The sequence below is a fragment of the Mesorhizobium sp. M0317 genome, assembly GCF_040321555.1.
In the GTDB taxonomy this organism is placed as follows: domain Bacteria; phylum Pseudomonadota; class Alphaproteobacteria; order Rhizobiales; family Rhizobiaceae; genus Mesorhizobium.
The window spans coordinates 26,823-40,496 of record NZ_JAMYRV010000024.1; the positions used below are offsets into that span (position 1 = coordinate 26,823).

The 13,674-nt window shown below is 63.9% G+C and carries 15 protein-coding genes; 3 read left to right on the forward strand and 12 right to left on the reverse strand.

Annotated elements, in window-relative coordinates; translation table 11 throughout:
• Positions 1 to 3 precede the first annotated feature (3 nt).
• The 5 genes from NKI88_RS17715 to rplS all read right to left on the reverse strand — a co-directional run bounded on the left by NKI88_RS17715 (position 4) and on the right by rplS (position 3,728).
• Positions 4 to 810: an amino acid ABC transporter permease gene (locus NKI88_RS17715; protein WP_023737993.1), complete on the reverse strand. Its 807-nt coding sequence runs from the start codon at positions 808 to 810 to the stop codon at positions 4 to 6.
• Positions 811 to 1,052: 242 nt separating this feature from the next.
• Complete coding sequence (locus tag NKI88_RS17720) at positions 1,053 to 1,853, reverse strand: transporter substrate-binding domain-containing protein (protein ID WP_023694502.1); 801 nt, start codon at positions 1,851 to 1,853, stop codon at positions 1,053 to 1,055.
• Between the two features lie 237 nt (positions 1,854 to 2,090).
• Entirely contained in the window at positions 2,091 to 2,588 is a 498-nt protein-coding gene (locus NKI88_RS17725) for a MarR family winged helix-turn-helix transcriptional regulator (RefSeq protein WP_023683877.1), read from the reverse strand.
• The gene (locus tag NKI88_RS17730) at positions 2,585 to 3,013 is read right to left on the reverse strand and encodes an organic hydroperoxide resistance protein (protein WP_023694503.1); all 429 of its coding nucleotides are present in this window, start codon (positions 3,011 to 3,013) and stop codon (positions 2,585 to 2,587) included. The genes NKI88_RS17725 and NKI88_RS17730 overlap by 4 nt, the downstream gene beginning before the upstream one ends.
• A 154-nt stretch (positions 3,014 to 3,167) precedes the next feature.
• A complete protein-coding gene (rplS, locus tag NKI88_RS17735) occupies positions 3,168 to 3,728 on the reverse strand; it encodes a 50S ribosomal protein L19 (protein ID WP_023670525.1) in 561 nt (186 codons plus the stop codon).
• Positions 3,729 to 4,054: 326 nt separating this feature from the next.
• On the opposite strand from rplS, the gene NKI88_RS17740 reads away from it, so the two are divergent.
• A complete protein-coding gene (locus tag NKI88_RS17740) occupies positions 4,055 to 4,807 on the forward strand; it encodes a sulfite exporter TauE/SafE family protein (RefSeq protein WP_023683874.1) in 753 nt (250 codons plus the stop codon).
• Here NKI88_RS17740 and trmD read toward each other — a convergent pair.
• Together trmD and rimM are read right to left on the reverse strand one after the other, a co-directional pair.
• On the reverse strand, positions 4,789 to 5,487 hold the full coding sequence (trmD, locus tag NKI88_RS17745; protein ID WP_023726048.1) for a tRNA (guanosine(37)-N1)-methyltransferase TrmD: 699 nt from the start codon (positions 5,485 to 5,487) through the stop codon (positions 4,789 to 4,791). The two genes, NKI88_RS17740 and trmD, sit on opposite strands and share 19 nt — an antisense overlap.
• Positions 5,484 to 6,041 (reverse strand): ribosome maturation factor RimM, encoded by a 558-nt coding sequence (gene rimM, locus NKI88_RS17750; protein ID WP_352656355.1) that lies wholly within the window; start codon positions 6,039 to 6,041, stop codon positions 5,484 to 5,486. The genes trmD and rimM overlap by 4 nt, the downstream gene beginning before the upstream one ends.
• 96 nt (positions 6,042 to 6,137) lie before the next feature.
• Here rimM and NKI88_RS17755 point away from each other — a divergent pair, with 96 nt between their 5' ends.
• Both NKI88_RS17755 and NKI88_RS17760 read left to right on the forward strand, forming a co-directional pair.
• Positions 6,138 to 7,076, forward strand: a complete 939-nt coding sequence (locus NKI88_RS17755) for a tyrosine recombinase XerC (RefSeq protein WP_023742119.1) — start codon at positions 6,138 to 6,140, stop codon at positions 7,074 to 7,076.
• 74 nt (positions 7,077 to 7,150) lie between these two features.
• On the forward strand, positions 7,151 to 8,215 hold the full coding sequence (locus NKI88_RS17760) for a TraB/GumN family protein (protein ID WP_352656357.1): 1,065 nt from the start codon (positions 7,151 to 7,153) through the stop codon (positions 8,213 to 8,215).
• Between the two features lie 846 nt (positions 8,216 to 9,061).
• Here NKI88_RS17760 and lpdA read toward each other — a convergent pair.
• From lpdA to odhB, 5 genes are read right to left on the reverse strand one after another with little or no spacing between them, the layout of a single operon-like run.
• Positions 9,062 to 10,468 carry a dihydrolipoyl dehydrogenase gene (lpdA, locus tag NKI88_RS17765; protein ID WP_352656359.1) on the reverse strand — a complete coding sequence of 469 codons (1,407 nt, stop codon included), beginning with the start codon at positions 10,466 to 10,468 and terminating at the stop codon, positions 9,062 to 9,064.
• 23 nt (positions 10,469 to 10,491) lie between these two features.
• Complete coding sequence (locus tag NKI88_RS17770; protein WP_352656361.1) at positions 10,492 to 11,247, reverse strand: SDR family oxidoreductase; 756 nt, start codon at positions 11,245 to 11,247, stop codon at positions 10,492 to 10,494.
• On the reverse strand, positions 11,244 to 11,759 hold the full coding sequence (locus tag NKI88_RS17775; RefSeq protein ID WP_352656363.1) for a hypothetical protein: 516 nt from the start codon (positions 11,757 to 11,759) through the stop codon (positions 11,244 to 11,246). The genes NKI88_RS17770 and NKI88_RS17775 overlap by 4 nt, the downstream gene beginning before the upstream one ends.
• Entirely contained in the window at positions 11,756 to 12,340 is a 585-nt protein-coding gene (locus tag NKI88_RS17780; RefSeq protein ID WP_352656365.1) for a hypothetical protein, read from the reverse strand. The genes NKI88_RS17775 and NKI88_RS17780 overlap by 4 nt, the downstream gene beginning before the upstream one ends.
• Before the next feature lie 10 nt (positions 12,341 to 12,350).
• Positions 12,351 to 13,643, reverse strand: coding sequence for a 2-oxoglutarate dehydrogenase complex dihydrolipoyllysine-residue succinyltransferase (gene odhB / locus NKI88_RS17785; RefSeq protein WP_023710224.1), 1,293 nt, complete (start codon positions 13,641 to 13,643; stop codon positions 12,351 to 12,353).
• Positions 13,644 to 13,674: the final 31 nt, after the last annotated feature.

Consider the following 13,674-nt stretch of genomic DNA (forward strand, 5'->3'; position numbering starts at 1 on the left):
CTTCTATTCCTGCTGCGCCCGCCGAAGTCGCTGCTCCAGCCCCCGCAGCGCCAGCGACAGGCTGACGGTGAGGATGAGATAGATATAGGCGACGATCGAATAGGTCTCGAAGAAGCGGAACGAGCCGGCGGCGTAGATCTTGCCCATCTGCGTGATGTCGGCGACGCCGAGCACCGAGACCAGCGAGGAATCCTTGACCATGGCGACGAAGTCATTGCCGAGCGGCGGCAGGATGGTGCGGATCGCCTGTGGGAACACGATCAGCCGGAAGCGCTGCGTGCGCGTCAGCCCGAGCGCCTTGGCAGCCTCGATCTGGCCTTTCTCGACCGACTGGATGCCGGCGCGGAAGACCTCGGAGATGAAGGCGGAATAACCGATGGTCAGCGCCATGATTGCACGCCACAACAGCGACACGTCGCGCACCAAAAGCTCGCCGAGATAGCCGGCGTTTTGCAGCGGCGCGGTCAGCGCATTCCACGCAGTCACGAAGGCCGGCGCGCCGGCGAAGGCGATCCAGAACAACAGCACCAGGATCGGCACGCCACGGATGATCTCGACATAGAAACGAGCGATCTGCCTGAGCCAACGCGACCCCGACAGCCCCATCAGCGCAATGCCGAGCCCGATGGCGGAAGCCAGCGCGAAGGCGACCACGGTGACAAGAATGGTGATGCCGATGCCTTTGGCGACGGTGGCAAAAACCTGGGCGTAGAGATCGCTGGCGGCAATGCAGAGCGCAGCCACGATGGCGAGCGCGATCGCAGCGGCAAGCCACCAGGGGAAATCGGATTTTGGGGTTGAGGCGAGCATCAATGCCCAACGCTGGTGAACAGCTGCGCTCGCAAGATCTGCCGATCTCCCCCCTTGCGGGGGAGATGTCCGGCAGGACAGAGGGGGGTGCTGTCCCTCCAACCTGTCAAACGGTTACAGTCACAACCTTTGGCCTCTTTGGAAAAGCTCAAAACAAAAGGGAGGCGATCCTTCACACCCCCCTCTGCCCTGCCGGGCATCTCCCCCGCAAGGGGGGTCAGCGGCCGTCGCGCCAAGACGGCCTACTGCCCCATCTTGTAGTCGAGAAACCACTTCTTGTTCAGCGCCTCGATCGTGCCGTCGGCCTTCAGCGCCGCGATCGCCGCGTTGACCGGCTTCACCAGGTCCGAGCCCTTCGGGAAGATGAAGCCAAACTCCTCGGTGCCGAGCGGGCCGCCGATCAGCTTGAGCTTGCCGCCGGAGGCATCGACATAGCCTTTGCCGGCGGTGCCGTCGGTCAGGACGACATCGACGTCGCCGGATTTCAGTGCCTGCACCGAAGCGCCGAAGGTCTCGAACTGCTTGATGCGCGGGTTCTGCTCATTGCCGTCGAGCACGCTGTAGACGGCGGTGTAGAACGGCGTCGTTCCGGCCTGCGCGCCGATCAACCCGTCCTTGAAGGCGGCGAAGGTCTTGGCGTCGGTGAAGCGGCTTTCATCGGCGCGCACCAGCATGAACTGCTCCGAACGCATATAGGGGTCGGAGAAATCGACCTTCTCCTTTCGGTCGTCCTTGATGGTGATGCCGGTCATGCCAATGTTGTACTGGTTGTCGGAAACCGCCTGGATCATCGCGTCCCAGGAGGTGTTCTGGTACTCCACCTTGAAGTTCAGCCGCTTGGCGATTTCGTCCATCGCGTCATACTCCCAGCCGATCTGCTTGCCGGTCTTGGCGTCGATGAACTGCAGCGGCGGATAGGCGTTTTCCGTCACCACCACGACCTTCTTGCCGCCGAGATCGGGCAGCGCATCGGCCGCCCATGCAGCGACGGGCGCGAGGAAACAGGCCGCGAGGGCGGCCAGCAGCAGCTTCGATTTGGTCATGACACGCTCCAGGATGAGAAGCCCGCTTGCAGCCGGGCTCGCATGAAAATCCAGGCGCGACTTTAGCCGTCCGCAGACGGCTTGCAAGCCGGTCCGGTGCTCAGCGTCCGGTGAAAGCGGATTCCAATGCCTTCAACCAACGCGGTTTTAGAACGCCCCGTGGTCGGAATTTATTCCGTGATTGCGCCGCCGGCAAACCAGGCCCCTCCTGGACACGGGAACCCGTCAGATGACGGATCAGGATGGTGACGTAGCCTCACGCAGCTTGGCGACAAATCCGGTCAAGGTCCGGTGCAGCGACTTCAGCTCCTCGACTTCCAGCGGCATGGCGCAGGCAAGGCCTGCGGATACGTCCTTGATGCGGGCGCGCAGCGCCTGGCCCTTGGCAGTCGGTTCGACCAGCACGCGGCGCTCGTCGGCCGGATCGCGACGGCGGGTGACGAGACCAGCCGCTTCCATCCGCTTGAGCAGAGGCGTCAATGTCGCCGAATCCAGCCCCAGCGCCTCGCCGAGTTCGCCGACCGTGCTCGGCGCATGCTGCCACAGCGCCAGCATCGCCAAATATTGCGGATAGGTCAGGCCGAGCGGGTCAAGCAGCGGCCGATAGAGCTTGGTCATCAGCCCGCTCGCCGAATAGAGCGCGAAGCAGAGCTGCTGGTCGAGGCGCGGAACGGCGATCCTCCCGGCCGTGTCCGCCGGGACTTCGCTGGCCCTGGTTTCGGTCTTCGTCGTCATGCTGCCTTTGCCGGAAGCGCCACGGTCGAAAGCGCCACCTCGATATTGCCTTTGATCGCATTGGAATAGGGGCAAATCTGATGCGCTGCCGATACAAGCGCTTCCGCCGCCGCCTGATCAAGGCCTTTGGTCTCCGCGGCCAGTGCGACACCAAGTTTGAAGCCTTCACCATTGGGAAGCAGGCTGACGGTGGCGCTTACCGCCGCATCGTCCAGCGGCAGCTTCTGCTTGCGCGCGACGAAGCGGATGGCGCTTTCGAAGCAGGCGGCATAGCCGACCGCGAACAGCTGCTCGGGATTGGTGGCGCCACCCTGTCCGCCGAGCTCCTTCGGCAAAGCGAGGTCGACCTTCAGCAGGCCGTCGCTGGTCTCGCCGTGGCCAGCGCGGCCGCCGGTGACGCGAGCCTGTGTGGTGTAGAGTGCCATGTCAGTTCTCCATTTGCTTTGTATGCGATCATTTAATGTACAAGATAATTCGAGTCAACAGCCGTGGCGCAACTCTCGGCCGGCAATCGTTCACAGTCTGGTGAAACGAAAAAAGGCGGCCGAAGCCGCCTTTTCAAAATCCTTGGTCGAGATCTTATTCGGCCGGGGTCGCTTCCGCGGCCTTTGCAGCCTCGTCGGCGGCCTTGGCGGCTTCGTCGGCGGCCTTCTTCTCGGCGGCTTCCTGCGCGGCCTTCTCGGCTGCCAGCGCCTGCACGGCGGCGATCTTCTCGGCCTCGATGCGGGCCTTCTCAGCGTTCAGCGCGTCGCGCTCCTCATCGTTCAGCTTGCGGGCGCGCACGCCGGTGTTTTCCGAAATACGGGCCGACTTGCCGCGACGGTCGCGCAAATAATAGAGCTTGGCGCGGCGCACCTTGCCGCGGCGCACGATCTCGACGCCTTCGACCATCGGCGAGTAGACCGGGAAAACGCGCTCGACGCCTTCGCCGTAGGAGATCTTGCGGACGGTGAAATTTTCCTGGAAGCCGGCGCCGGCGCGGGCGATGACGACGCCCTCATAGGCCTGGACGCGGGTGCGGGTGCCTTCGGTCACGCGGACCTGGACGCGCACGGTGTCGCCGGGCTGAAACTCGGGAAGCTTGCGCTTGGCTTCGATCTTGGCGGCCTGTTCGGCCTCGAGCTGACGGATGATATCCATCTCAATAGTCCACTTCTTGTTCTTCCGACAGTCAGAGCGTCCGACACTCGCCTTGCAGTTCCATTGACCGCTCGGCTATGCCCTTTGTCCCCGAGACATCTTGTCTTCGAAACATTGGGCAGGGGCGACTACACCGTCATTGTTGACGGGTCCGGGAGATTTTTCTCGCCAGTACGGGCGGGCACATACAGCTATTTCACTGACTTGTCACGCCTTGGCCCTGTCTTTTTTGGTCGCATGCCACCACGCAATCGCCCAGTGCAGGGTTGCGCCGGCCCTTCAAGCTTCCTAATCCGGGAGCAGCACACTTGTCCGGCGGCCTCACAATGTCTGTTTTCGACGCAGTCCTGCTCTTCCTCGCGGGTTTTCTGTCAGGCGCCGTCAACGCGGTTGCCGGCGGCGGCACCTTCATAACCTTCGGCGCCATGACGCTGGCCGGCCTGCCGCCGATCGTCGCCAACGCCACGTCCTCGGTAACGCAGTTTCCCGGTTACATCACCTCGACGCTGGCTTACTGGACCGACATCAAGCATTTCTGGCGCGGCGCGCTGCTGCTTTGCCTGATCTCGGCTTTGGGCGCGCTGGCTGGTGCGCTCATCCTGCTGGCGCTCTCAAATCCGTCGTTCCGCGCCCTCGTGCCGTGGCTGCTGCTGGCCGCAACCGCCTTGTTCGCCGCCGGGCCGTGGCTGAAACCAACGCCGAAGCCTGGGCATGAAGCCACGGTCGGCTCTCTGGCCGGTTCGCTGGCGCAGTTCGCTACCGCCATCTATGGCGGCTTCTTCGGCGCCGGCATGGGCGTCATGATGCTGGCGACGCTCGGCCTGACGCAATCCGGCGACTATCACCGGCTGAACGCGCTGAAGAACATGCTGGCCGTGGTCATCGCCGCCGTTGCCATACTGGTCTTCGTTTCCGGCGGCGTTGTTGCCTGGCCTCAGGCAATCGTCATGATCCCCGGCGGCGCGCTCGGCGGCTATGCCGGCGTCTGGATCGCCAAGCGCGTGCCGCAAAACGCAGTACGCGGCTTCGTCATCGCCGTCGGCCTGTTTCTCGCCGTCTACTATTTTGCCAAGGGCTGAGCGGCGAGCAAATCCGGCCGGCGCTCCCTGGTCAGCTTCTCGGACTCGGCGCGCCGCCACGCGGCGATCTTCTTGTGATTACCGGAGACCAGCACGTCGGGGATGGGGCGGCCTTCGAACTCCTGTGGCCGCGTGTAATGCGGGTGTTCGAGCAGGCCGTTCTCGAAACTTTCTTCCTCGCCCGACACCGCATTGCCCATGACGCCGGGCAACAGCCGCACAACGGCGTCGAGCAGTACGAGCGCCGCCGGCTCGCCGCCCGACAGGATGAAATCGCCGATGGAGACCTCTTCCAGTCCACGCGCCTCGATCAGCCGCTGGTCGACGCCCTCGAACCGGCCGCAAACGATGACGGCGCCTGGCCCGCCAGCCAGTTCGCGCACGTGCGCCTGCGTCAGCGGCTTTCCACGCGGGCTCATCAGCAAACGCGGCCGCGGATCGCCCGCCGGCGACGTGTGGTCGATCGCCTTGGCCAGCACATCGGCGCGCATCACCATGCCGGCGCCACCGCCGGCCGGCGTGTCGTCGACGGTGTGATGGCGATCGCTGGCGAAGTCGCGGATCTGGATAGCTTCCAGCGACCATGTCCCGACTTCGAGCGCCCGTCCGGCCAGCGACAGGCCTAGCCCGCCCGGAAACATCTCGGGATAGAGCGTCAGCACCGACGCCTTGAACGTCACCGGTTGCCTCCGGCTTCGCGCGGCGCGTCGCCATCCTCATCCTCGACAAGGCCGGCGGCTGCCGGGTCGACGCGGAGAAAACCTTCGGCGATCGAAACCTGAGGCACGGCGGCCTGGGTGAACGGGATCAGCACGCCTTTGCGCCCGCCGAGGGTAACGTCGAGAATGTCGCCGCCGCCGAAATTATGCACCGCCACCACCTTGCCGATGACCGCGCCCTTATCGTCGCGGACTTCAAGTCCGACGAGATCGGCGTGGTAGAATTCGTCCTCCTCGCCATCGTCGGGCAGCATCGAGCGGTCGACGAACAGCTCGGTTCCGGCCAGCGCCTCGGCGGCATTGCGATCGGCAATGCCCTCGAAGCGCACCACCACGACGGTGTTGGCGGGCCTTATGTCGGTGATCTGGAAAACGCGGCCGTCCTTGGCATAGAGCGGCCCATAATCGGCCAGCGCCATCGGCTCGCCAGTGAAAGTCTTGACCCGCAATTCGCCCTTGATGCCGTGGGCGGCGCCGATCACGGCCATTTGCACGGGGTTCTGGGGCTTCGACATGGCTGATATCCTTTGCCCTGCTCTAACGCCCTACCGGCGTCATTTCAATGACAGGTTCTTCACCGCTTCCTAACCCGGCTGCCTGACAATGGCGGCATGCAGGAATTTCTCATCCCGGCAAAACCCGACCTCCAGGCAGCGCGCGAAAGCTGGCTGAAGATGCTGGCGCGCGAGCGCCGGCTGTCGCCGGCGACCGTCGAAGCCTATGAGCGCGACACGCGCCAGTTCCTGCATTTCCTCACAGGGCATTGCGGCGGCTCGCCTGGTCTTTCCGACATCGCCACTCTCCGCCCGGCCGATCTGCGCGGCTTTCTTGCCGCGCGGCGCAACGCCGGCGCCGGCGCCCGCACGCTCGGACGCGGCCTCGCCGGCATCCGCTCGCTGCTGCGCTTCCTCGAACGGCGGGGTCTCGCCAATGCCGCCGGTGCCGCGGCGTTGCGCGCGCCGCGCCAGCCGAAATCGCTGCCCAAGCCGCTGACCGCCAGCGATGCCAAACATGTCGTGTCGGTGGACTGCCAGCTGGCTGAAGAGCCTTGGATCGCCGCCCGCAACGCCGCCGTGCTGACGCTGCTTTATGGATCGGGCCTGCGCATTTCCGAAGCGCTGGGCCTCAGCGCCGCCGACCTGGCATCGGAAGCCGACACCGTGCTGCGCGTCACGGGCAAGGGTGGCAAGACACGGCTGGTGCCAGTGCTGCCGGTGGCGCTGCGGGCCATCGCCGAATACCGAAAACTTTGCCCCTATCATCTCGACCCCAAGGGCCTGCTGTTTCGCGGCGCCCGCGGCGGGCCGCTTAACCCGGCCATCGTCCAGCGCGACATGGCCAGGCTGCGCTCGGCGCTGAACCTGCCCGACACCGCGACGCCGCACGCGTTGCGCCATTCCTTCGCCACCCATCTGCTCGGGCGCGGCGGCGACCTGCGCACCATCCAGGAACTGCTCGGCCACGCCAGCCTGTCAACGACGCAGGTCTATACCGGCGTCGACACCGCAAGACTGCTCGAGATTTACGAATCCGCGCATCCCCGCGCGTGACCACTGAATAAGTCCAGGACAATTTCCCCACGCCGGTTAACCGTTTCGCCGCTTTTCAGTCCTAGAACCGCACCATGAAACGCGCCCTTGCCATTGCCGATCGCGCGGCCCTTGTGTCGCTGAAGCTGCTCGTCGCGCTCAACGCCGTGTTTTGCCTGTCTTTTCTCGTCGTGCTGCTGCTTGCCATGGGCAGGGCGCATGCCGAAGCCCCGGCCTGCGCCGGCGCCGATCTGCTGTCGGCCCTGCTGAAGGAAGACCCCGCCACCTATTCCAGGATCGAGACGGAAGCAGCAGCGACGCTGAACGGCAAGGGCCTGTTGTGGAAGCTGGAGAAATCAGGCGAAAAGCCATCCTTCCTGTTCGGCACCATGCACATGACCGACCCGCGCGTGACCACTCTGCCGCCGGCAGCCAGGAAAGCCTATGACGCTGCCGGCACCATCATCATCGAGACCACCGACGTGCTCGACAAGCAGAAGATGATGGAGGCCATGCTCAAGGAACCCGAGCTGATGATGTTCACCGACAACACGACGTTGTCGTCGCTGTTGTCGCCGGAGGATGCGGCGGTGGTGAACAAAGGGCTCGATGCGCGCGGCATTCCGCCGGCGAGCGTCTCCAAGATGAAGCCGTGGCTGCTGTCGGCCATGGTCGCGCTGCCGGTCTGTGAGGTCGCCCGTCAGGCAGGCGGCGCACCGGTTCTCGACGTCAAGCTGGCGCAGGACGCCAAGGCCTTGGGGAAGCCGGTGGAAGGGTTGGAGACCGCTGCCAGCCAGCTGCGCGCCATGGCCTCGCTGCCGATTGCGTTCCACATCAAAGGGCTGGTCGAGACCCTGAAGCTCGGCGACAAGATAAACGACATCAACGAAACCATGATCGTGCTTTACCAGCGCGGCGACACCGGCACCTTCTGGCCGCTGTTGCGTTCGATCTCGCCCGACGAAGACGACGACGCAGGTTACGCCGAATTCGACCGGACGATGATCACCGGCCGCAACAAGGTCATGGCCGACCATGCCGCACCGATCCTGGCCAAGGGCAATGCCTTCATGGCCGTCGGCGCCATGCATCTTCCCGGCCCCGAAGGCCTGGTCGAGGATTTTCGCAAGGCCGGCTATACCGTCACCGCCGTCGACTGAGCAGCGCCCGTCTTGAATACCGAATCACGTAAGCCCGGCTCTGTGCGGTGCGCAACTGATTCGCAAAGCGGAGGCGGTTGGCCCTATTTTTGGCGGAAAAGGCCAGCTAAGCTCGTTCTACCTCGTTCGTGATTGATTTTGCGGGGGAAATACAGGCCAACAAGCGGTTGCGAATCAGAATTTTCCTGCGTTCGTCAATTTGAAGGCCTAGTATGAACCCGTTCAACGGTTGCGCGTTGAGGGGTGTTGATTGATGCTTTTCATCCACGGAGGACACTTTTATGGCGAACCCTAACGATCCAGCGCCCAGGTCGGGTGGTGGCAGCGGCTGGCTGATTGCGCTGGTCGTCGTCATCCTTGCGATTGTCGCGTACTATGTTTTCGGCAGAAGCGGCGAACATCCTGCGCCCGCAGAGCCGCCGGCAGCCAGCACACCGGCGCCCGCACCTGCACCGGCTGAGCCGATGAAGCCCGCCGAACCGGCTCCCGCACCAGCCCCTGCGCCCGCGGCTCCTGCGCCAGCCCCGGCACCCGCGCCCGCTCCGGCGCCGAGCCCGTAATCTGGCCAACTGATCTGGCATCTTGATTCCAGCCAAGAACGGCCCGCTGAAAAGCGGGCCGTTTTGTTTGGGGCACCTATCGGCGAGCGTCGCAATTCTTCACCGCCCCCTCTGTCCTGCCGGACATCTCCCCCTCGAGAGGGGAGATCGGCTGTCTCACGAACAGCGCCGGGTTAGAAACGTGAGAAACTTGAAAGCTCGCGACGCGGCGGTGAAGTCCAATCTCCCCGCTTGAGGGGGAGATGGCCGGCAGGCCACAGGGGGGTGCTGTCCCTCCAGCGTTTCCTTAAATATGGATCGGCTTGAAGAACGTCGCCAGCGCTGCTTCCTTCACCGCTTCCGACATTGTCGGATGCGCGTGGCAGGTGCGGGCGAGGTCTTCGGATGAGCCGCCGAATTCCATCAGCACCGCCGCCTCATGAATCATCTCGCCGGCGCCGAAGCCGACAATGTGGACGCCGAGCACGCGGTCGCTGGCTTTGTCGGCGAGGATCTTCACGAAGCCGTCCGTGTGCAGCATGGCGCGCGCGCGGCCGTTGGCGGTGAACGGGAATTTGCCGCTTTTGTAGTCGATGCCGGCCTTCCTCAGCTCTTCCTCTGTCTTGCCGACCGAAGCGATTTCCGGGCTGGTGTAGACGACGCTCGGAATGACGTCGTAATTCACATGGCCGGCCTGGCCGGCAATGGTCTCGGCCACCGCCACGCCTTCATCCTCGGCCTTGTGCGCCAGCATCGGCCCGGCGATGACGTCGCCAATGGCGTAGATGCCGGCCACGTTGGTCCTGAGATGCCCGTCGGTCTTGACCCGGCCGCGCTCGTCGACCTCGACGCCGGCTTCTTTCAACCCGAGGCTGTCGGAATAGGCCCGGCGTCCGGTCGAGATCAGCACCGCGTCGGCCTCGATGGTCTCGGCCGCACCACCCTTGACCGGCTCGAAGGTAACGGCGGCGCCCTTTTTGGCCTTGGTCACCCCTGTCACCTTGGTGCCGAGCTTGAACTCGAAACCCTGCTTGGAAAGCAGGCGCTGGAACTGCTTGGAGACCTCGCCGTCCATGCCGCCCAGGATGGTGTCGAGGAATTCGACCACGGTGACCTTGGCGCCGAGCCGTGCCCAGACCGAGCCGAGCTCCAGACCGATGACCCCACCGCCGACAACCACCAGATGTCCCGGCACCTTCTCCAGCGACAGCGCGCCGGTCGACGACACGATCACCTTCTCGTCGATGTCGACCTTGACGCCGGGAATGCCGGCGACATCGGAGCCCGTGGCAATAACGATATTTTTCGTCTCGATCTCCTCGACCTTGCCGTCCTCAGCCGTCACCGACACCTTGCCGGCCGCAACCACCTTCCCGGTGCCACGGAAACTATCGATCTTGTTTTTCTTGAACAGGAAGGCGACGCCATTGACGTTGGCCGAAACGGTCGCGTCCTTGTGCGCCATCATCTTCTTCAGATTGAGTTTCGGCGCCGGTATCTCGACGCCCAGCGCATCGAAGGAATGGCCGGCCTCGGCGAACATCTCCGAGGCATAAAGCAGCGCCTTGGATGGGATGCAGCCGATGTTCAGGCAGGTGCCGCCGAAAGTGGCGTTCTTCTCGACCACCGCGACCTTGAGCCCGAGCTGTGCCGCCTTGATGGCACAGACATAGCCGCCCGGCCCCGACCCGATGATAACGACATCATAAGCCATGTTCGTTTCCCTTAGCTTGGGGCTCAGCGGCCGCCGCTTACATTCAGGATTGCGCCCGTCGTGTAGGACGCTTCATCCGACAAAAAATAGAGAACGGCATGCGCGACTTCATCCGCCGTGCCGGCTCGTTTCATCGGCAGCATGTCGCGGAACCGCTCAACCCGGTCCGGCTGGCCGCCCGAAGCGTGGATCTCGGTGTCGATGATGCCCGGCCGTATCGCGTTGACGCGCACGCCTTCGGTCGCGACTTCGCGCGCCAGGCCGAGCGTAAAAGTGTCGATCGCCGCCTTGGACGCTGCATAGTCGACATATTCGCCGGGCGAGCCGTGTAGCGACGCCGCCGACGAGATGTTGACGATGGCGCCGCCCTGGCCGCCATGCTTGCTCGACATGCGTTTGACCGCTTCGCGCGCGCACAGGAACGAGCCGATGACGTTGATGCGCATCATGCGCTCCAGCCGCGCCAGGCTCATCTCGTCGACACGCGCCTTGACGTCGACGATTCCGGCATTGTTGACCAGGGCGTCGAGCCGGCCATAGGCGCTATCGACGGCTTCGAACACGGCGACGATGTCAGCCTCGACGCCGACATCGCCCTTGACCGCTATCGCTTCACCGCCACCGGCCTCGATCTCGGCGACCAGCGCCTGGGCCGCGGCCTCGTTTGCGGCATAGTTGACCGCGACGCGGTAGCCGGCCTTCGCCGTAAGCCGGCAAGTGGCCGCACCAATGCCGCGGCTGCCGCCGGTGACCAGAAGAACTTTCTTCGCCGCGCTCATTCCTGGCAACCTTTCAGCAAAAACACATCCCACGGCAGTTTCGAAAAACCGTTGGAGCCAAAGGCGGACGACATCTGCAACGATGAACCCAGATCGGGGAAGATCAGGCTCTGCGGCGCGTCCGTGCCTTCGGCCGCCAGCAGCGCAATGTTGCCCTTGTCGTCGGCGCTGTAGACCACGCCCTGCCAGACCGTGCAGGCGGCAAGCTCGTCACCGGTGACGTCGCCGGTCGGGCATTTGTACATCAGCGAGCCATGCGGTCGCGAAACACCGGAGGTCCACATCACAATGCCGTCGAGCACGATGCCCTTGTCGAGCACCATCGTGAAGGAGTTGGTGACGGTGACCGCATCCGTCGTCGGCCGGAAATCGATGCCGGCATCGCTCTCGGCATCGCCATAGACGGCGAGAGCCAGCGGGCAGGCGGCCTGGGCGGGGATCGGCGTCGCCACCGCTGCTGCTAGCGACAGGGCCAGAACACGCTGCGAAATTCGGAAGGACCGGATTGTCATTCGTCGCCCTGAACATCCCGGTCGACAAGGAAGACCGCTGCTAGAAAGTAATCTATCTCAAAGAGAATTTTCGCATCCCCGTCCACCGGAATGGTGTTGATCTCATACTTGAGGGTCAAATAGCGGGAGCCTTCCGACAGTTCGATATAGATGTCGCGCTCATCGCCGCCACCGATTGTCCAATTGAACTCAGGCTTGTTCAGGACCTGCAGCGCTTTCGGCAACGCGTGAAATGCAATCGGGTCGTTGCCAGCCAGAATGGTTGGATGTCCTCCCAGATTGAGTTCGAAATCGCCGCGCCAGGTCGTCATCATGCCATTGAGTGCCAAGGCGGTCTTGGAAGGCTCGACGCTGATCGATCGCAAGCGAAAATCGGGGCTGAAGAAGAATTCGCAATTGGCGCCATAGATACACCACGCGGACTCCGTGTCCCCGTGGCGATAATGACCGTCCGCCCGCACATCCTCCGCGTCGATCAGTTGTCGAACCGCCTCACGGCTGCTTTTGCCGAGTTCGAGAGGACCCGCGCGGCCAGTCGTCAGGAGTTCGAACAGGTCGATCGGCTGGGCGGGCTCGGCCATCCCGGATCACTCACAGATCGAGCACCAGCCGTTCGGGATCCTCCAGGCTATCCTTGACGCGGACCAGGAAGGTCACGGCTTCCTTGCCGTCGACGATACGGTGATCGTAGCTCAGCGCCAAGTACATCATCGGCCGGATCACGATCTGGCCGCCGACCACGACCGGCCGGTCCTGGATCTTGTGCATGCCCAAAATCCCGGACTGCGGCGCATTGAGGATCGGCGTCGACATCAGCGAGCCGTAAACGCCGCCGTTGGAGATCGTGAACGTGCCGCCTTGCATATCGGCGACCGAGAGCTTGCCGTCACGCGCGGCGATGCCCAGCCGGCCGATATCCTTCTCTATTTCGGCAATCGACATCTGATCGGCGTCGCGCACCACCGGCACGACGAGGCCCTTTTCGGTGCCGACGGCGACGCCGATATGGGCATAGTTCTTGAAGATGATGTCGGTGCCGTCGATCTCGGCATTGACCGAGGGGATCTCCTTCAAGGCGTGGGTGACGGCCTTGGTGAAGAAGCCCATGAAGCCGAGCTTCACGCCGTGCTTCTTCTCGAAGATGTCCTTGTACTTGGTCCTGAGCGCCATCACCGCCGACATGTCGACCTCGTTGAAGGTGGTCAGCATGGCGGCGGTCGACTGCGCTTCCTTCAGCCGGCGCGCAATGGTCTGGCGCAGCTTGGTCATGCGCACGCGCTCCTCGCGCGACGCATCGTCGCCCGAGGACGGCGCACGCACGGCGACCGGAGCCGGTGCGGCCTTCGGAATTTCGGCCGGCTGCGACGGCGCGCCCTTGGAAATCGCGTCGAGCACATCGCCCTTCAGCACCTGGCCGCGCTTTCCCGAGCCAGAAACCTGGTCGACCGACAGATTGTTCTCGGCGATCAGCTTTGCGGCAGCTGGCGCCGGCGGCATGGCGCGCGGCTCGACCGGCCCGGCATCGCCGGCAATCTTGGCGGTCTCGGCCGCAGCCTGCTTGGTCGTATGTGCCGCGTCGGGGCTCGACGCCTGCGACACAGCTTGCGGCTTGGTCTCCTGCTTGGACGCCGGGGCGGCGGCAGCGCCTCCAGCCGAGATCGAACCGAGCAGCGCACCGACGCCGACGGTCTCGCCTTCCTTGGCGGTGATCTCGCCCAGCGTGCCGGCGGCGGCGGCAGGCACTTCCACCGTCACCTTGTCGGTTTCGAGCTCGACCAGCGGCTCGTCGACGGCAATGGCATCGCCGACCTTCTTGAACCACTTGCCGATGGTCGCCTCGGTGACGGATTCGCCGAGAGTGGGAACGCGGATTTCGGTAGCCATTGTGCCTGTTCCGTTTCTTCTCTGTCTGTTC

Coding starts and splice junctions, on each gene's coding strand:
- NKI88_RS17715 (WP_023737993.1), bottom strand. CDS start 810: ATGCTCGCCTCAACCCCAAAATCCGATTTCCCCTGGTGGCTTGCCGCT.
- NKI88_RS17720 (WP_023694502.1), bottom strand. CDS start 1,853: ATGACCAAATCGAAGCTGCTGCTGGCCGCCCTCGCGGCCTGTTTCCTC.
- NKI88_RS17725 (WP_023683877.1), bottom strand. CDS start 2,588: ATGACGACGAAGACCGAAACCAGGGCCAGCGAAGTCCCGGCGGACACG.
- NKI88_RS17730 (WP_023694503.1), bottom strand. CDS start 3,013: ATGGCACTCTACACCACACAGGCTCGCGTCACCGGCGGCCGCGCTGGC.
- rplS (WP_023670525.1), bottom strand. CDS start 3,728: ATGGATATCATCCGTCAGCTCGAGGCCGAACAGGCCGCCAAGATCGAA.
- NKI88_RS17740 (WP_023683874.1), top strand. CDS start 4,055: ATGTCTGTTTTCGACGCAGTCCTGCTCTTCCTCGCGGGTTTTCTGTCA.
- rimM (WP_352656355.1), bottom strand. CDS start 6,041: ATGTCGAAGCCCCAGAACCCCGTGCAAATGGCCGTGATCGGCGCCGCC.
- NKI88_RS17755 (WP_023742119.1), top strand. CDS start 6,138: ATGCAGGAATTTCTCATCCCGGCAAAACCCGACCTCCAGGCAGCGCGC.
- NKI88_RS17760 (WP_352656357.1), top strand. CDS start 7,151: ATGAAACGCGCCCTTGCCATTGCCGATCGCGCGGCCCTTGTGTCGCTG.
- lpdA (WP_352656359.1), bottom strand. CDS start 10,468: ATGGCTTATGATGTCGTTATCATCGGGTCGGGGCCGGGCGGCTATGTC.
- NKI88_RS17770 (WP_352656361.1), bottom strand. CDS start 11,247: ATGAGCGCGGCGAAGAAAGTTCTTCTGGTCACCGGCGGCAGCCGCGGC.
- NKI88_RS17775 (WP_352656363.1), bottom strand. CDS start 11,759: ATGACAATCCGGTCCTTCCGAATTTCGCAGCGTGTTCTGGCCCTGTCG.
- NKI88_RS17780 (WP_352656365.1), bottom strand. CDS start 12,340: ATGGCCGAGCCCGCCCAGCCGATCGACCTGTTCGAACTCCTGACGACT.
- odhB (WP_023710224.1), bottom strand. CDS start 13,643: ATGGCTACCGAAATCCGCGTTCCCACTCTCGGCGAATCCGTCACCGAG.